Source organism: Arthrobacter sp. 10T419, from assembly GCF_056394105.1.
In genome coordinates, this window is sequence record NZ_JBFTHF010000010.1 from 81,160 (window position 1) to 95,327 (window position 14,168).

The window sequence follows — 14,168 nt, forward strand, 5'->3', positions numbered from 1 at the left end:
AGCTGCCCGCCGTGCCGGGGGCACGGAGACTTTGCGGGGCAGGAACGGCCGCAGCCGGAAGGAAAGTTAGGAGGAAAAGACGACGACGGCGGGCGGCCCGCGGCGGCAATCGCGCCGGAGGTTGCGCCACGGCAGCGGGACGGCGCCGACGGACCGGCGCGGCAGCACGCGCGTGAGGGCCGGCTGCGGCAAGACCGCCACCGGGAGCTGGACGAGCGGGCGGAGCCACGCCGCGAGGGACCAGAGCGCATCCTCGCCCTTGGCCAGGATCAGGGCGCAGGCAACGGTTGCCAGGGCGTGGCCGGCGAGCATGGACAGGGCCAAGGCGGAGTCCAGCTCGTGGAGCCGGAGGTGGTCCGCCGGGACCGGAATCGTGGCCAGGCCCGCGTGGTGCGCCGGCGCGGCAATTCCGCCGATTGCGGTGCCGGACGCTGGCCCTGACCCTGTCCAGCCGGCCGGCGTGCTGAACGCGGCGAAAGCCTCATGCAGCACCACCTGCCCCGCGCCGAGCAGGCCGGTCATCGCGGGCAGGTTGAGCTTCAGCCTGGTGGCCGTGGTGGAAACCAGTCCGGTGAGGGCCAGGAAAGCGAACAGGATGGCGGGGGCGGGAAGCTGGCCTCCGGCGACAACGTGCGCTGCGGCGGCGAGCGTCACGATCGTCGTGGCGACGATGGCCGAGCGCAACGCGTGGAAGGGTGCTCTGGCGGCGGTGCGCATGGAACACTCCCTTCACCGGCGGCGGTCATGGTTGCTCCCGCGGGCGTCCTGTCGGCAGCGGGTTGTCCCTTGATTCTAGCGGCGATTTCTACAGGGCTACGAAAAAGGACTGTCTGCTACGAAGCGGACACCCCGGTCCGGGGACCGGGGTGTCGTTGTCATGACTTCCGGCGGGTGCGGCGGGACTCAGTTGCCGACGGCGGCGGCCGACGCTTCTGCGGCCCCGGCGAGCCGGATCCAGGTTTCCACCACGGTGTCGGGGTTCAGCGACACGGAGTCGATGCCCTCCTCGACCAGCCATTCGGCGAAGTCCGGGTGGTCGCTCGGGCCCTGCCCGCAGATGCCCACGTATTTTCCGCGCGCCTTGCACGCCTTGATGGCCATGCTCAGGAGCTTCTTGACGGCAGGGTTGCGCTCGTCGAAGCTGCCGGCGACGATCGAGGAATCCCGGTCCAGGCCCAGCGTCAGCTGCGTCATGTCATTGGAGCCGATGGAGAAGCCGTCGAAGTAGTCCAGGAACTCGTCTGCGAGCAGCGCGTTGGACGGAAGTTCGCACATCATGATGACCTCGAGGCCGTTTTCGCCGCGGCGCAGCCCGTTTTCCGCGAGCAGGTCGATGACGCCGCTGGCTTCGTCCAGTGTGCGCACGAACGGGATCATCAGCTTGACGTTGGTCAGGCCCATCTCGTTCCGCACGAAGGACAGGGCCTCGCACTCCAGGTCGAAGCAGTCCCGGAAGGATGGTTCCAGGTACCGCGAAGCGCCACGGAAGCCGATCATCGGGTTCTCTTCGTGCGGCTCATAAGCGGGCCCGCCGAGCAGGTTGGCGTACTCGTTGGACTTGAAGTCGGACATCCGCACAATCACCGGCTCCGGCGCGAAGGCAGCGGCGATGGTTGCCACCCCTTCGGCCAGGCGCTTGATGTAGTAATCGCGCGGACTGTCATAGGCGGCAATGCGTTCCCGGATCTCGGCGAGCACGTCCGCGGGCTGATCGTCCATGTTCAGCAGCGCCTTGGGGTGGATGCCGATCTGTCGGTTGATGATGAATTCCAGCCGGGCCAAGCCCACGCCGTGGTTGGGGAGCTGGGCGAACGTAAAGGCCTGCTCGGGGGTGCCGACGTTCATCATGACCTTCACCGGCGCCTCGGGCAGCTGGGTGATTTCGGTTTCCTCGACGCTGAAGTCCAGGATCCCTTCGTAGATCAGGCCGGTCTCGCCGTCGGCGCAGGAGACCGTCACGTCGAGGCCGTCGGAGAGGATGTCGGTGGCGTCCCCGGTGCCGACGACGGCGGGAATCCCCAGCTCCCGGGCGATGATGGCCGCGTGGCAGGTGCGTCCGCCACGGTTGGTCACGATCGCGGAGGCGCGCTTCATGATCGGTTCCCAGTCCGGGTCGGTCATGTCCGCGACCAGGACGTCGCCGGTCTTGAACGCGGCCATCTGGTCGATCGCGGTGAGGATCCGGACGCTGCCGGCGCCGATCCGCTGGCCGATGGCGCGGCCCTCCACCAGGACCCGGCCGGAGTCGTTCAGGCGGAAGCGGCTCAGGCTGCCGGAGGCCCTGCGGGACTGCACGGTTTCCGGGCGCGCCTGCAGGATGTACAGGCCGCCGTCGAGCCCGTCCTTGCCCCATTCGATGTCCATCGGGCGTCCGTAATGGTTTTCGATGGCGACGGCGTGCCGGGCGAGCTGCTCGACGTCGTCGTCGGTCAGGCTGAAGCGGTTCCGCAGGGACGCCTCGACCGGGACGAAGTCGATGGTGTGGCCGATTTCGCGGTTGCTGGTGTACGTCATCTGGAGCGCTTTTTCGCCGAGTCCGCGCTTGAGGATGGCCGGGCGGCCTGCCGCCAGGGCGGGCTTGTAGACGTAGAACTCGTCCGGGTTGACGGCGCCCTGGACTACGGCCTCGCCGAGGCCGTAGGAGGAGGTGACGAAGACGGCGTCCTTGAAGCCGGATTCGGTGTCCATGGTGAACATGACGCCGGATGCGCCGACGTCGGAGCGGACCATGCGCTGGACGCCTGCGGAGAGTGCCACCTCGGCGTGCTCGAACTTGTGGTGCACGCGGTAGGCGATGGCCCGGTCGTTGTAGAGGGAGGCGAAAACGTCCTTGATGGCGGCCAGGATGTTCTCGATGCCGCGAACGTTCAGGAAGGTTTCCTGCTGCCCGGCGAAGGAGGCGTCAGGAAGGTCCTCGGCCGTGGCGCTGGAGCGGACAGCCCACGAAAGGTCCTGGGAGCCGCCGTGCTTGTCCACCAGTTTCTGGTAGGAGTCGCGGATCTGCGCTTCGAAGTGCGGCAGGAAGGGCGTCTCGCGCATCAGGGTGCGGATTTCCTGACCCGCTGCCGCCAGGGCCGTCACGTCGTCGGTATCCAGGCCCACGAGCCGGTCGGCAATCTTCTGGTCCAGGCCGGAGTCGGCCAGGAAGCCGCGGTAGGCGTCCGCTGTCGTGGCGAAGCCGTCAGGAACCTGGACGCCGGCAGAGGTCAGGTTCTGCACCATCTCGCCGAGGGAGGCGTTCTTGCCGCCTACCCTGTCCAGGTCCTTGAGTCCGAGTTCTGAGAACCACAGGATGTCCGTCGTCATGGTTGCTGCTCCTTTGCAGATGATGCCTTAATGCCGCCTGCGTGGGCGGCCGCCGTTTGATGGGCGCAAGTCCTGTCCACAGTGACAGGTCGACGCCGGTGATTCCACACGATGTGGTCCACGCAACAGTTGTGAAGCGTGGCCTCAGTGCTTGAGGTTCATCTTCTGGAGGATGGTGGCTGCCATTTCCTCCACGGACACGCTGGCCGAATTGAGGTACGGGATCCCGTGGGACACGTACAGCCGTTCGGCGCTGCGCAGTTCGAAGCCGCACTGCCGCAGTGACGCGTAGGGCGAGCCGCGGCGGCGTTCGGTGCGGACCTGGCTCAGGCGCAGGGGATTGGTGGTGAGGCCGAAACACTTGGAAACGAAAGGCCGCAGCGGCTTGGGGAGTCCCTCGCGTTCAAAGTCCTCGTCCACCAGCGGGAAGTTCGCGGCGAAGATGCCGTGCTGCAGCGCCAGGTACATGGTGGTGGGCGTCTTACCGCAGCGGGACGGGGCCACCAGAATGACCTGCGCCTTCTCAAGCGCGCGCAGGCTCTGCCCGTCGTCGTGCTCCATGGCGTATTCGACGGCGGCCATCCGGGACTGGTAGCGGGCTGCGTTGCCCAGGCCGTGGGCCCGGCCGGGTTCCCCGCTGGCTTGCGTCCCCAAGGCCTGCTCCAACTGCCCGACGTGGGTCCCGATCAGATCCACGATGATCCCCTTGCAGGTGCCCAGCGTCTGCCGGATGTCGCTGCCGACGGCGGTGGAGAAGACGATCGGCTGCTGGCCCGTGGCCGCGAGGTTGTCGATGACCCTGACGACGGCGCGCGCCTGGTCGACGGTGGTGATGAAGGGGACCGTGATGCGGTCATATTCGTTTGCGGGGAACTGCGTCAGCAGGGTGTTGCCGAGCGTTTCAGCGGTGATGCCCGTACTGTCCGAAAGGAAGTAGACCGGGCGGGGAGCGTCATTGGTCATGAACGCATTGTGCACCAGCGGGGCCCGTGCGGTCTTCCACGACGCACGCCCGCCGCCGGGGTGCCGGCCGGACTGCGGGGAGTAGGCTGTGACCCACATCGCCAAAGGAGGCTGCATGAGCTACAAATATCGGACTGTCAGGGTCCGCGGTACGGACCTGGTCGGCACCATTGCGCGCAGGCACGGGGGCGCGCCCGAAATCTACGAGACCTCGAAGGACCCGAGTACTTCTGTGGTTCCCGTGTTCTTTCCGGAAACCGGCGAGATCCGCTTCTTCGACCGGTCGGTGCTGGAGGACGTTGTCAGCCCCGCGGGCTAGGAGCAGCGGCGGGCGTGACCTAGTGCGAGTTGTCCGCCCCTGGGCCGGGCTGGTCCGCTGTGGACTCGCGGAAGACCAGAACGGGGCAGTGGGCATGGTGGACCGCCTGGGTGGACACGGAACCAAGCAACAGCCCCGTGAATCCGCCGTGGCCGCGTGAGCCAACGGCAACGACGTCGGCGTCCCGCGAAGCGTCCACGAGCACCGCGGCGGCGCTGCCCTGAACAATGCGTCCGTTGATCTGAACGCCCTGGCCCCGGACCCGGGCAAGTTCCTCATCGAGAATTGACTGGGCGTCGGTCTGGAACACCTCGTAGTCCCAGGCCTGGCCGAGGGCGTCGGTGACATAAGGGAAGTGCCAGGCCGTGAGGGCCAGCACTTCACCGCCGCGAGCCTTGGCTTCCTCGACAGCCCAGTCCATTGCCGCCCGGGACTGCTCGGAACCGTCCACGCCAACCACGATCCTGTAGCTCTCGTTTCCGGCCATATGCCTTCCTTCCGAATGCCAGGCCCGATGCCGGGCGGTGTTGTGATTCCTCATCCTGACAGCGCCGCACCCGGGCCGGCAGTGCCATTGGGCAGGGATCACGCACGCGGTCCCGGTCCTGGGTGACAGTGAAGGCCGGCCGGATAGGCTGAGGACATGCCCGCTTCTCCGCTGGTCGCTGTCTGTGGCCCCGCCTCGTGGAACCACCTCATCCTCCTCGACCACCTTCCGGACCCTGTTCCGCACATGCAGTTCGCCCGCCGCGCCTGGCACACGGTGGGAGGCACCTCGGCGGGCAAAGCCTTGCACCTGGCGGATCTCGGCGTCCAGGTGCGCCTGTGTTCGCCCTTGGGCGCGGACGAGGCCGGCGGCCGGGTGCGCGACGCCCTCGCCACGGCCGGCGTCACCATCGAAGCGATTGCGTCGGACCGCACCGAGCGTCACGTCAACCTCATGACCGACGGCGGCGGCCGGGTATCGCTCTACGTTTCGGTGCCCTCCCCGCCGGCGGACGACGACCTCGACGCTGCCGCGGCAATAGTGGCTGCAGCGGATGTTGCCGTGATTGACCTGAGCGAACTTGGCTTGTTGTTGCTCGAGCGCGACGAGGTCCGGCAAACACCGCTGTGGGTGGACCTTCATGACTTCGACGGATCGTCCGCGTTCCATCAGCCATTCCTGCGGGCGGCCGATACCGTCTTTATGAACGACGACCGGACCGACGATCCCTGGGAGCTGATGCGCTCCTGCCTCGCCCGGGGCCCCCGCCTGGCTGTGTGCACCCGCGGGGCAGCGGGTGCGGTAGCGCTGGAAGCGGACGGGACGCGGCATGAGGTTGCTGCCGTTCCCGCGGATGTGGTGGACACCAACGGTGCCGGCGATGCGTTCATGGCCGGCTTCCTGGCCGCGAGCCTGCAGGGCGCGTCCGTGGCGGAGTCCCTCAAGGCGGCGGCCGTCCAGGCCCGCGTCGCCATTGAGAGTGAGCATCTGCACCCGGTCCTCGGGGGCTGATTCGCTGGCGCCCGATCCCGGGTTGGCAGCGGCCAGATGCCTGCCAGCGGGACCGGGTTAGAGGCCGGTCGGGAACTTAAACGTTGCGGGCATCGGCTCCGGGGCCGTCCCGTGGAACAGGACGACTTCATCGTGGGCTTTCAGGACGACAGCTTGGGCCGGCCCCGCCTGCTTGGCGCCGTTCACAGCGACGGACCAATCCGAGATGGGTGAATGCGCGGTCCCGGGCTTGCCGGTGCCGTCCAGGACACCCCATTCGGTCAAGAGCTGGCCAAGCGTGTAGGTAGCCCCGGCGACCGGCGCCTCAACGTGGATGATGCCGGTCTCGTCATGTGTGTGCAGCGCCGAGATGCCGTTGGGTTGGCCGGCCGCGGTGAAGCTGAAGCCGATGTCCGCCGGGACAGGAACGGGCTTGCCGTCAACAAAAACGTCCAGATGGGCGTGGAAGTGCTCGGCTGCGCCCTCCTCGTTGAGGACCGCCAGGCCTGCCGCTTTGATCCGTTCGGCTCCGCCCTTGGGGTTCAGTTCCCAGCCCGCGGACGGAGCCGCGGCTGCGGCGGATGAGGTGGCGCTCGCGGCCGGGGCGGTCGCGCTCGGAGCAGGGGCGGCGGTCGAACATCCCGAGACGGACAGGCAGGCAGCGCCCAGCATCACGGAAAGCGGGAGGAACTTCTTCACAAGGGCTTCCTTCATTCGGGAGCAGGGGCACAGCGGATGTGCGCGGGGGAGGCGGGAGGTGTTCGTGACTCCTAAGCCTACGTGGCAGGATCTTCCAGTCGTTTGCCATGGCAGGGGGCGGCCCCCGGGACGGGTCTGGCCGGACGAGGCTGGACAACTCGACGCCGGTGCCTCCGTCAGTCACGTTTGTCGAGGTCCGGAACGGTGACGCCAACGTGGTCGAACCGCACGATTCGTGTCATGAGCGGCACCCCAAATGATCGCTTCTGGATGGTCTAGGCCGGCGTCTACGGCGAACTTTGCGGCGGATTCGCGGTGCGAGGAAAGGCCCTACTGCGGGGGTGAGGTTATCCCTTGCCTTGGGCCGCGGGAGGTACGAAGATGAGCGCAGAATCAGCATTTCATCCGCAATCAATTCAAGGGAGATTCTCATGTTGCTTTGGATAGCCATCATTATTGCTGTTCTCTGGCTTCTGGGCTTGATCGGGAACATTGGCGGCGGGTTCATTCACCTGCTTCTGGTGATCGCCGTCGTGGTCCTGATCTTCCACTTCATCCGCGGTAGGTCGCGCACGTAGAGGCGGATCCCGAGCAATCCTGCCCGGGGCGTCTTGCTGCCCGGAAACTTAACAAGCCTCACGTCTACTTCAGCCGTGGGCAGATCCACGCACCTGCCACACCGAGCAAGTACGCCACGGCTGATCCTGGTGTTGGCGCTGCTCGGCCGCGAGCTTCGCCGGAAAGTCGCAGGCAATATTGATTGCCTGCCGGGCGGCCATCTAGTGGATATGGAACGTGGCGAGTCTCCAGTAGATGAGGGCGTTGCGAACGCCGGTCAGGGCCTGGAGCGTATGGGGTCCGGTTCCGTGCATCAGGATGACGCCGCCCGCACGAACCCGCGGGGTGGTGCGGTCGCCGAATTGCACGCGGCGGATGATGGTGCCGGCTGATGAGCCGTCCCAATCGCGCGTGTCAACGGTCCAATAGGCGGGGCGGCATCCTGCACGGGCCAGGGCGTTGTAAACCCTGAGGCTGAACGCGCCGGCACCGTAAGGTGGCCGACAGAGCTTGGGTGACGTGGTGGGTATGACGCTGCCGTGCCGGCGGACCTCGGTATAGATCTGGTTGGCGGTCATGCGTGAGTAGTCGCGGTGGTCAAAGCTGTGATTGCCCAGCAGTTGACCGGCCCTGGATATCTGCGTGCGATAGGTCGGGTGGGCGAGCATGCATTGGCCGGTGAAGAAGAATATGGCTTGGACGTTATAGTGACGCAGCCAGTTCAGGAGTCCGGTGAGACGAACCTGGGTGGCGCAGTCGTCGAAGGTAAGTCGCACTCTTGGCCCGTGATAGTACAGATGCAGGATCTCGGAACGCTCGGCAGATGACATCTGGGATGCAAATGGTGCCGGCGGCATGGGGTTGATGACTTTCTGGATCACATCCGGTTGTGCCGCGGCCCAGCTCGGCGCCGGAGCGCTGAAGCCGACAATGACCAGTAGGGCTACGACGATCGGTCGCCAAACCTTCATTGGGCAGTCCCCTTTTCCGCAACTGGGAATGAACTGCGATGAGCACGAGGCAGAGACCGGAGCATTCCCGGATTTGAGTGTCCCCCCGTCACCGACGCCGCAATAGGGTCAAGGGTCCTTTGCCAGGAACTAAGGCCCGGGTAGCGCCGAAGCGACGGCGGCCCGGTGATCGGCTTTTGAGGCGGAGCTGAAGCGCAAAGTCGGCGTGCGGCCCGGGCCTGCGGAATCAAGTTTTGGCCTAATCATTGCCAATGAGCCAGTCGCGGGAAAGCAAAAGGCCCCTCCTTCCCTTGTAAACCAAGGGAAGGAGGGGCCTCGCTACGTGGCGGTGACGGTGGGATTTGAACCCACGTTGGCTTTTACACCAAACAACATTTCGAGTGTTGCACCTTCGGCCGCTCGGACACGTCACCAACCTGACTAGGGTACCGGAGCAAGGCGCCCAACCCCAAAACGGCGCCCAGATGGTCTCGCAAAACGCCTCGCCGCGCCCCGCCCGCGGCCCCGAAGCTTCCCCCTGTCCCTCCCCGGCACTAGATTCGTAAGCAAGATGAGCAACTCGAACAAGGTCAACCAGGCAACAACCACCGCAACCGCATATTGGACCGTCGGCCCGGAGCAGGGCGAACTCCGGCGCGAGCAATTGCCGGCACCCGGACCCGGCGAAGCGCTCGTGCGCTCGCTCTACTCCGGCATCAGCAAGGGCACCGAGATGGTGGTGCACAACGCCCGCGTGCCGGAATGCATCGCCGAGGAAATGGCCGCACCGCACCAGGAAGGCAGCTTCCCGTCGCCGGTGAAGTTCGGCTACCTTTCCGTAGGCGTCGTCGAGGAGGGCCCGGCCGAGTGGCAGGGCAAGACGGTCTTCTGCCTCTACCCGCACCAGGACCGCTACATCGTCCCAGTCGAGTCGCTCACCCAGGTCCCGGACGACGTTCCCGCCCGCCGCGCCGTCCTCACCGGCACCGTGGAAACCGCGGTCAACGCCCTCTGGGAGGCCGGTCCCCGCCTCGGCGACCGCGTGGCCGTGATCGGCGCCGGACTGGTCGGCGGAATGGTCGCCAAGCTCCTCGGGTCCTTCCCGCTGGGCCGACTGCAGTTGATCGACGTCGACCCCGCTAAGCGCGCCTTCGCCGACACCCTCGGCGTCGACTTCTGCCACCCCGACGACGCACTGCCGGACTGCGACATCGTGATCCACTGCTCCGCCGCGCAGGCCGGACTGCAACGCGCTCTGCAGCTGGTGGGCGACGAAGGCGAGATCATCGAGATGTCCTGGTACGCGGACCGCCTGGTCACCCTGCCGCTGGGGGAGGACTTCCACGCCCGGCGGCTCTCCATCCGCGCCAGCCAGGTGGGCGTGGTGGCCCGCGCCCGCCGCCACCGGCGCACCACCGCCGACCGGCTCCAGCTCGCCGTCTCGCTGCTGGCCGACCCAGTCTTCGACACCTTCCTCACCGGCACGTCCGACTTCAGCGAGCTGCCCGACGTCGTCCAGCGCGTCTCCGACGGCAGCCTGGACGCGCTCTGCCACGTCATCGAATACCCCGCCCCCGCAACAGAAACCACGAGGTAATCCGTGTTCAGCCTGACCGTCCGCCGCAATTTCATGATCGCCCACAGCCTGCCGCGCCCTGCCTTCGGCCCCGCCCAGGGCCTGCACGGGGCCACTTTTGTCACGGAAGTGACTTTCCGCCGTCGGACGCTGAACAACGACGCGATCGTGCTGGACATCGGCGAGGCCGGCGACGTGCTGGACGCCGTCCTGGCGGGCCTGAACTACAAGAACCTCGACGAGCACCCGGACTTCACCGGCAAACTCAGCACCACCGAAGCCCTGGCCCAGTACATCGCCGACGCCGTGGCCGGCCAGATCCGCGGCGGCCAGGACGGGAAGGCCCTTGCCGGCATCGAGGTCACCCTGCGCGAAACTCCCGACGCCTGGGCCAGCTACTCGCTCGAGTTCGACGCCGGCTAGCAGCCCCGTGGATGCCCCCGGCCTCCGCCTCCTGGTGCCCGGCAACGTGCGCCACAACTCCGGCGGCAACGCCTACAACGCCGCGCTGCTCCGCGCCCTCGCAGACCTCGGGGTCGCGGCGTTGTCCTGCGAGGTCGACGGCGACTGGCCGGTCGGCAGCCCAGCGGACCGGCAGCGGTTCGGCCGCCTGCTTGCCGAGTCCGACGCCGGCCATGTCACGCTCGTGGACGGTCTGGTGGCCTGCGGGGCGCCGGACGAGCTCGAAGCCGCGGCGGCTGCCGGGGCGCCGGCCTGGATCCTGCTGCACATGCCGCTGGGGACGCATCCGGAACTGGAACACCGCGCGCTGCAGGCCGCGGCCGGCGTTATCTGCACCAGCACCTCCGCCGCGGCGGGCCTGCAGGAACGGCACGGCCTGGGCGGCTTGGCTCGAATCAGCGTCGCGCTTCCCGGCACCGAGGCGGCACCGTCCGCGGCCGGTTCCGAGCCGCCCCACCTCCTCGCACTGGCCGCGCTGCTGCCCAACAAGGACCAGCTGCTGCTGCTGCGCGCCCTCTCGGAGCTCATGGACCTGGCCTGGACAGCATCCCTTGCCGGTTCGGACACCGCGGATCCCGCCTACGCCGCCCTGCTCCGGCAGGAATCGGAGCGCCTCGGCCTGACGGACCGCGTCCGGCTACCCGGCGAGCTGCGCGGAGCCGACCTGGCCGCCGAATGGGAGGCCGCTGACCTCAGCCTGCTCATTTCCCGGGCCGAGACCTATGGGCTGGTGGTCACCGAATCCCTGGCCCGCGGCGTGCCGGTGATCGTCCGGGAGGGAACCGGCGCCGTGGAGGCGCTCGCGGCCGGCACTCCCGGAGCAGCAGGCACTCCCGCAGCGGGAGCGCCGGCCCTGCCGGGCGCCGCCGTCGCACTCGGCGAAGATCCGGCACCGCTGGCAGCCCCGCTGCGCCGCTGGCTCACCGAACCGGCCCTCCGCGCCGAATGGCGGGCCGCCGCCCGGGCCGCACGGGAGCACCTTCCCGGCTGGGACGCCACGGCGCGGGCCGTGCTGGCCGTCCTGGCCGCGGCCGGCCCACCTAACTAACCCGCGCTAGTTGTCGTTTTGAGGGCTCATAACGACAACTATTGCGAGCTACTTGGGCCAAGCGGGTGGAGAATGACCCCATGACTACCGAGCCCATGACCGTGCAACTGCCGCCCGCGGAAAGCCTCACGCCCGAGCGGCTCCGCGCCTGGTCGTGGCACCGGCAGGGCCTGGACGGCTCGCTGGCGGGGTGCACTGCGGAACAGGTGTTCGCCCGGGCCGGCTGGGCACGGTCCGTTGGCGGGGCCAACCCGTACCTCACGCTCTTCGCCCGGGCCGGCATCCGGCGCTCTCAAGTGGACCGGGACGTCCTGGCGCACCGGATCCTGGAACTCCCGACGGCGCGCGGCTGCACCTACGTGCTGGGCGCGGACGACTTCGGCTGGGCGCTGCGGCTGGGACGGGACGCCGCCGAGGCCGGCTTCAAGGTCGTCGGCCGGCTCGGCGTGGACCGCGGCGAAATTGCCCTGCTTGAGGAGCAAGTGCTGCACGCCCTTGCCGAGGCCGGGGTGCCGCTGGACCCGCGGCAGCTCAAGGATGAACTCGGCGATTCGGTCCGCAACCTCGGCGAGGAGGGCAAGAAAAAGGGCGTCACCACCACGCTGCCCACGGCGCTGGGCATCCTGCAAGCGGACGGGCGGATCCGCCGGGTCCCTGCCAATGGCCGGCTGGACCAGCAGCGCTACGCCTACGAGCCCTGGGGGCTGCCGCCGAGCACGCTCAGTGACGATGAAGTCCGCGCCGAGCTGATCCGGCGGTACCTTGGCTGGACCGGAGGAGCCACCTTCAAACAGTCGCAGTGGTTCACCGGCTTCACGGTCGCGCAGAGCAAGGCGGCGCTCGCCGCCGTCGACGCCGTCGAGGTCCCCGCCGCCGCCGGCGGAGACCCGCTCTGGATGCTGCCCGACGACGTCGAACGACTCGCCGCCTTCGAAGAACCGGCCGAGGAACAGATCCAACTGCTCGCCGGAACTGATTCGCTGGTGCTGCTGCGCCGGAACGCGGGGGAGCTGCTGGCCGGGGAGGACCAGGATAAAAAGGCGCTGGGTCCGCTAGCGCTGCAGGCCGACCTGCCGGACCATCCCATCTTCGACCGCGGCAGGATCATCGGTTTGTGGCAGTACGACCCGGGCCGGGAGAAGATCGCCGCCTGGGTGTTCGGCACGCCCACGCCGGCCGTGACCCGGCGGATCGCCGAGGTGGAGGCCTGGATCAAGGAGGACCTGGGCGATTTCCGCGCCTTCAGCCTGGACTCGCCCGCCTCCCGGCAGAAGCGGATCGACGCGCTGCGGGCGTCCACGACGGCCACCGCCGAGCGGTAGCTCACCGCCGCGTTATGGGGGCCGGCTCGCTGTTGGGGGCAGCCGCCGGAGCGGCAGCGTCAGGCGCCGCGGTGGCCGGCGAAGAAATCCCGCAGCAACCCGCCGCACTCCTGCTCCCGGACCCCGGCGTACACCTCCACCCAATGGTTCAACCGGCGCTCGCGGAGAATGTCGAACACGGAGCCGGCGGCCCCGGCCTTCTCGTCCCACGCGCCGAAGACCACCCGCGGAATCCGCGCCAGCACCACGGCGCCGGCGCACATGGCGCACGGCTCCAACGTCACCACCAGGGTGCAGTCTTCCAGCCGCCAGCCGTCGTCGGCTGCGCCCTCCAGCGCCCGCCGCTCGCGCAGCCGGGCCGCGGCCTCCCGGATCGCCACCATCTCGGCGTGCGCCGTCGGGTCCCCGAGTGCCTCCCGCTCGTTGCGCCCGGCACCGAGCACCGAGCCGTCCGGTCCGATCACGACGGCGCCGATCGGCACGTCCTCGGTGGCCAGCGCCCGGCGCGCCTCGGCAAGGGCCAGGCCCATCCATTCCGCATGGCGTGGCTCGGGGGTAGTCATGGCTCAATGATAGTTTCGACCCTAAGCAAGCTGTGCACTTAAGCGGGTGCACCGGGAAGTCGGGAGAGGGCATTGAGCACCAAGACTGAGAGCTGGCTGATGCGGCGCTGGGGAAAGTGGGTGGTGCCCTATGCCGCACTGTGGATCACCATGCTGATCGGCGGCGTCGTCGTCGTCGCCCTGGCGCTGACGAGCGCGGAAGTCTACGACAACGTCGTGGACGACGCCGGCCTGGCAAGCCTCGACAAGCCCACGCTGGGGTTCATGCAACAGCTGCGCAGTCCCGGCCTGGACGCGTTCGTCACCGGGTTCACCAATATTGGCGGTGGAATCGGCATGCCGATCCTGGCCAGCATCCTGACGGCATGGCTGATCTGGGTCTCGCGGACCTGGCGGCCGCTCATCCTGATCGGCGGAGCCGCCGCGGTGTCGATCACCGCTACGACGGTGGGCAAGAAACTGATCGGCCGGGCCCGCCCCGACTTCGCGGACGCGGTGCCGCCTTACGAGACGTCGCCGTCGTTCCCCAGCGGCCACACGCTGAACACCACCGTGGTAATCGGGCTCGTGGTCTACCTCGCCTGCCTGCAAGTCAGACGCACCATAGCCCGCGTCGGTTTGATCACCGCGGGTGCAATCTTCATCCTTGCGATGGGCATGAGCCGCGTCTTCCTGGGCCATCACTGGATGACCGATGTGATCTTCGGCTGGGCCCTGGGGCTGGGCTGGGTGGGGATCGTGATCCTGGCCCACAGGCTGTTCCATGTGCTGCGGCACCGGGAACACACCGGCCCCGCGCCGACGTTCGACAACGATGCGCACCTGCGCGACGGCGCCCCCGCCCGCGGCCGCAAGGGCAGCACCGCGGAGCGGACCGCCGACGCCGATACCCCGGACCCCGCGGGACGGTCCTGAAGGTCCGGGT

15 protein-coding genes and 1 tRNA gene are annotated in these 14,168 nt (G+C 68.0%); 8 read left to right on the forward strand and 8 right to left on the reverse strand.

Going from position 1 to position 14,168, the window contains the following annotated elements; genetic code table 11:
- Window positions 1–66: 66 nt before the first annotated feature.
- The 3 genes from AC1DBD_RS15675 to AC1DBD_RS15685 all read right to left on the reverse strand — a co-directional run bounded on the left by AC1DBD_RS15675 (window position 67) and on the right by AC1DBD_RS15685 (window position 4,269).
- A complete protein-coding gene (locus AC1DBD_RS15675) occupies window positions 67–717 on the reverse strand; it encodes a hypothetical protein (protein WP_476982462.1) in 651 nt (216 codons plus the stop codon).
- A gap of 186 nt (window positions 718–903) precedes the next feature.
- Window positions 904–3,306: a phosphoenolpyruvate synthase gene (gene ppsA, locus AC1DBD_RS15680; protein ID WP_476982463.1), complete on the reverse strand. Its 2,403-nt coding sequence runs from the start codon at window positions 3,304–3,306 to the stop codon at window positions 904–906.
- A gap of 144 nt (window positions 3,307–3,450) precedes the next feature.
- A complete protein-coding gene (locus tag AC1DBD_RS15685; RefSeq protein WP_441418983.1) occupies window positions 3,451–4,269 on the reverse strand; it encodes a pyruvate, water dikinase regulatory protein in 819 nt (272 codons plus the stop codon).
- A gap of 115 nt (window positions 4,270–4,384) precedes the next feature.
- Here AC1DBD_RS15685 and AC1DBD_RS15690 point away from each other — a divergent pair, with 115 nt between their 5' ends.
- On the forward strand, window positions 4,385–4,588 hold the full coding sequence (locus AC1DBD_RS15690; protein WP_069950597.1) for a hypothetical protein: 204 nt from the start codon (window positions 4,385–4,387) through the stop codon (window positions 4,586–4,588).
- A 19-nt stretch (window positions 4,589–4,607) separates the two neighbouring features.
- Here AC1DBD_RS15690 and AC1DBD_RS15695 read toward each other — a convergent pair whose 3' ends face one another.
- Window positions 4,608–5,075: a universal stress protein gene (locus tag AC1DBD_RS15695; RefSeq protein WP_476892836.1), complete on the reverse strand. Its 468-nt coding sequence runs from the start codon at window positions 5,073–5,075 to the stop codon at window positions 4,608–4,610.
- A gap of 156 nt (window positions 5,076–5,231) precedes the next feature.
- Here AC1DBD_RS15695 and AC1DBD_RS15700 point away from each other — a divergent pair, with 156 nt between their 5' ends.
- Entirely contained in the window at window positions 5,232–6,086 is an 855-nt protein-coding gene (locus AC1DBD_RS15700) for a carbohydrate kinase family protein (RefSeq protein ID WP_476982464.1), read from the forward strand.
- A 57-nt stretch (window positions 6,087–6,143) separates the two neighbouring features.
- Here AC1DBD_RS15700 and AC1DBD_RS15705 read toward each other — a convergent pair whose 3' ends face one another.
- Window positions 6,144–6,764: a hypothetical protein gene (locus AC1DBD_RS15705; RefSeq protein ID WP_476982465.1), complete on the reverse strand. Its 621-nt coding sequence runs from the start codon at window positions 6,762–6,764 to the stop codon at window positions 6,144–6,146.
- Between the two features lie 431 nt (window positions 6,765–7,195).
- On the opposite strand from AC1DBD_RS15705, the gene AC1DBD_RS15710 reads away from it, so the two are divergent.
- The gene (locus tag AC1DBD_RS15710) at window positions 7,196–7,342 is read left to right on the forward strand and encodes a lmo0937 family membrane protein (RefSeq protein WP_441418987.1); all 147 of its coding nucleotides are present in this window, start codon (window positions 7,196–7,198) and stop codon (window positions 7,340–7,342) included.
- Window positions 7,343–7,543: 201 nt separating this feature from the next.
- Here AC1DBD_RS15710 and AC1DBD_RS15715 read toward each other — a convergent pair whose 3' ends face one another.
- A complete protein-coding gene (locus tag AC1DBD_RS15715) occupies window positions 7,544–8,293 on the reverse strand; it encodes a polysaccharide deacetylase family protein (protein ID WP_476982466.1) in 750 nt (249 codons plus the stop codon).
- 323 nt (window positions 8,294–8,616) lie between these two features.
- Window positions 8,617–8,706, reverse strand: a tRNA-Ser gene (locus tag AC1DBD_RS15720).
- 137 nt (window positions 8,707–8,843) lie between these two features.
- Between AC1DBD_RS15720 and AC1DBD_RS15725 the strand changes: the two genes are divergently transcribed.
- The 4 genes from AC1DBD_RS15725 to AC1DBD_RS15740 all read left to right on the forward strand — a co-directional run bounded on the left by AC1DBD_RS15725 (window position 8,844) and on the right by AC1DBD_RS15740 (window position 12,680).
- The gene (locus AC1DBD_RS15725) at window positions 8,844–9,869 is read left to right on the forward strand and encodes a zinc-dependent alcohol dehydrogenase (RefSeq protein WP_476982467.1); all 1,026 of its coding nucleotides are present in this window, start codon (window positions 8,844–8,846) and stop codon (window positions 9,867–9,869) included.
- A 3-nt stretch (window positions 9,870–9,872) separates the two neighbouring features.
- A complete protein-coding gene (locus AC1DBD_RS15730) occupies window positions 9,873–10,271 on the forward strand; it encodes a 6-pyruvoyl trahydropterin synthase family protein (protein ID WP_476982468.1) in 399 nt (132 codons plus the stop codon).
- Between the two features lie 7 nt (window positions 10,272–10,278).
- On the forward strand, window positions 10,279–11,358 hold the full coding sequence (locus AC1DBD_RS15735; RefSeq protein ID WP_476982469.1) for a glycosyltransferase: 1,080 nt from the start codon (window positions 10,279–10,281) through the stop codon (window positions 11,356–11,358).
- 80 nt (window positions 11,359–11,438) lie between these two features.
- Window positions 11,439–12,680: a DNA glycosylase AlkZ-like family protein gene (locus AC1DBD_RS15740; RefSeq protein ID WP_476982470.1), complete on the forward strand. Its 1,242-nt coding sequence runs from the start codon at window positions 11,439–11,441 to the stop codon at window positions 12,678–12,680.
- A gap of 59 nt (window positions 12,681–12,739) precedes the next feature.
- Here AC1DBD_RS15740 and AC1DBD_RS15745 read toward each other — a convergent pair whose 3' ends face one another.
- Window positions 12,740–13,243 (reverse strand): nucleoside deaminase, encoded by a 504-nt coding sequence (locus AC1DBD_RS15745; protein WP_476909021.1) that lies wholly within the window; start codon window positions 13,241–13,243, stop codon window positions 12,740–12,742.
- Between the two features lie 99 nt (window positions 13,244–13,342).
- Between AC1DBD_RS15745 and AC1DBD_RS15750 the strand changes: the two genes are divergently transcribed.
- Window positions 13,343–14,158 (forward strand): phosphatase PAP2 family protein, encoded by an 816-nt coding sequence (locus AC1DBD_RS15750; RefSeq protein WP_441419060.1) that lies wholly within the window; start codon window positions 13,343–13,345, stop codon window positions 14,156–14,158.
- Window positions 14,159–14,168: the final 10 nt, after the last annotated feature.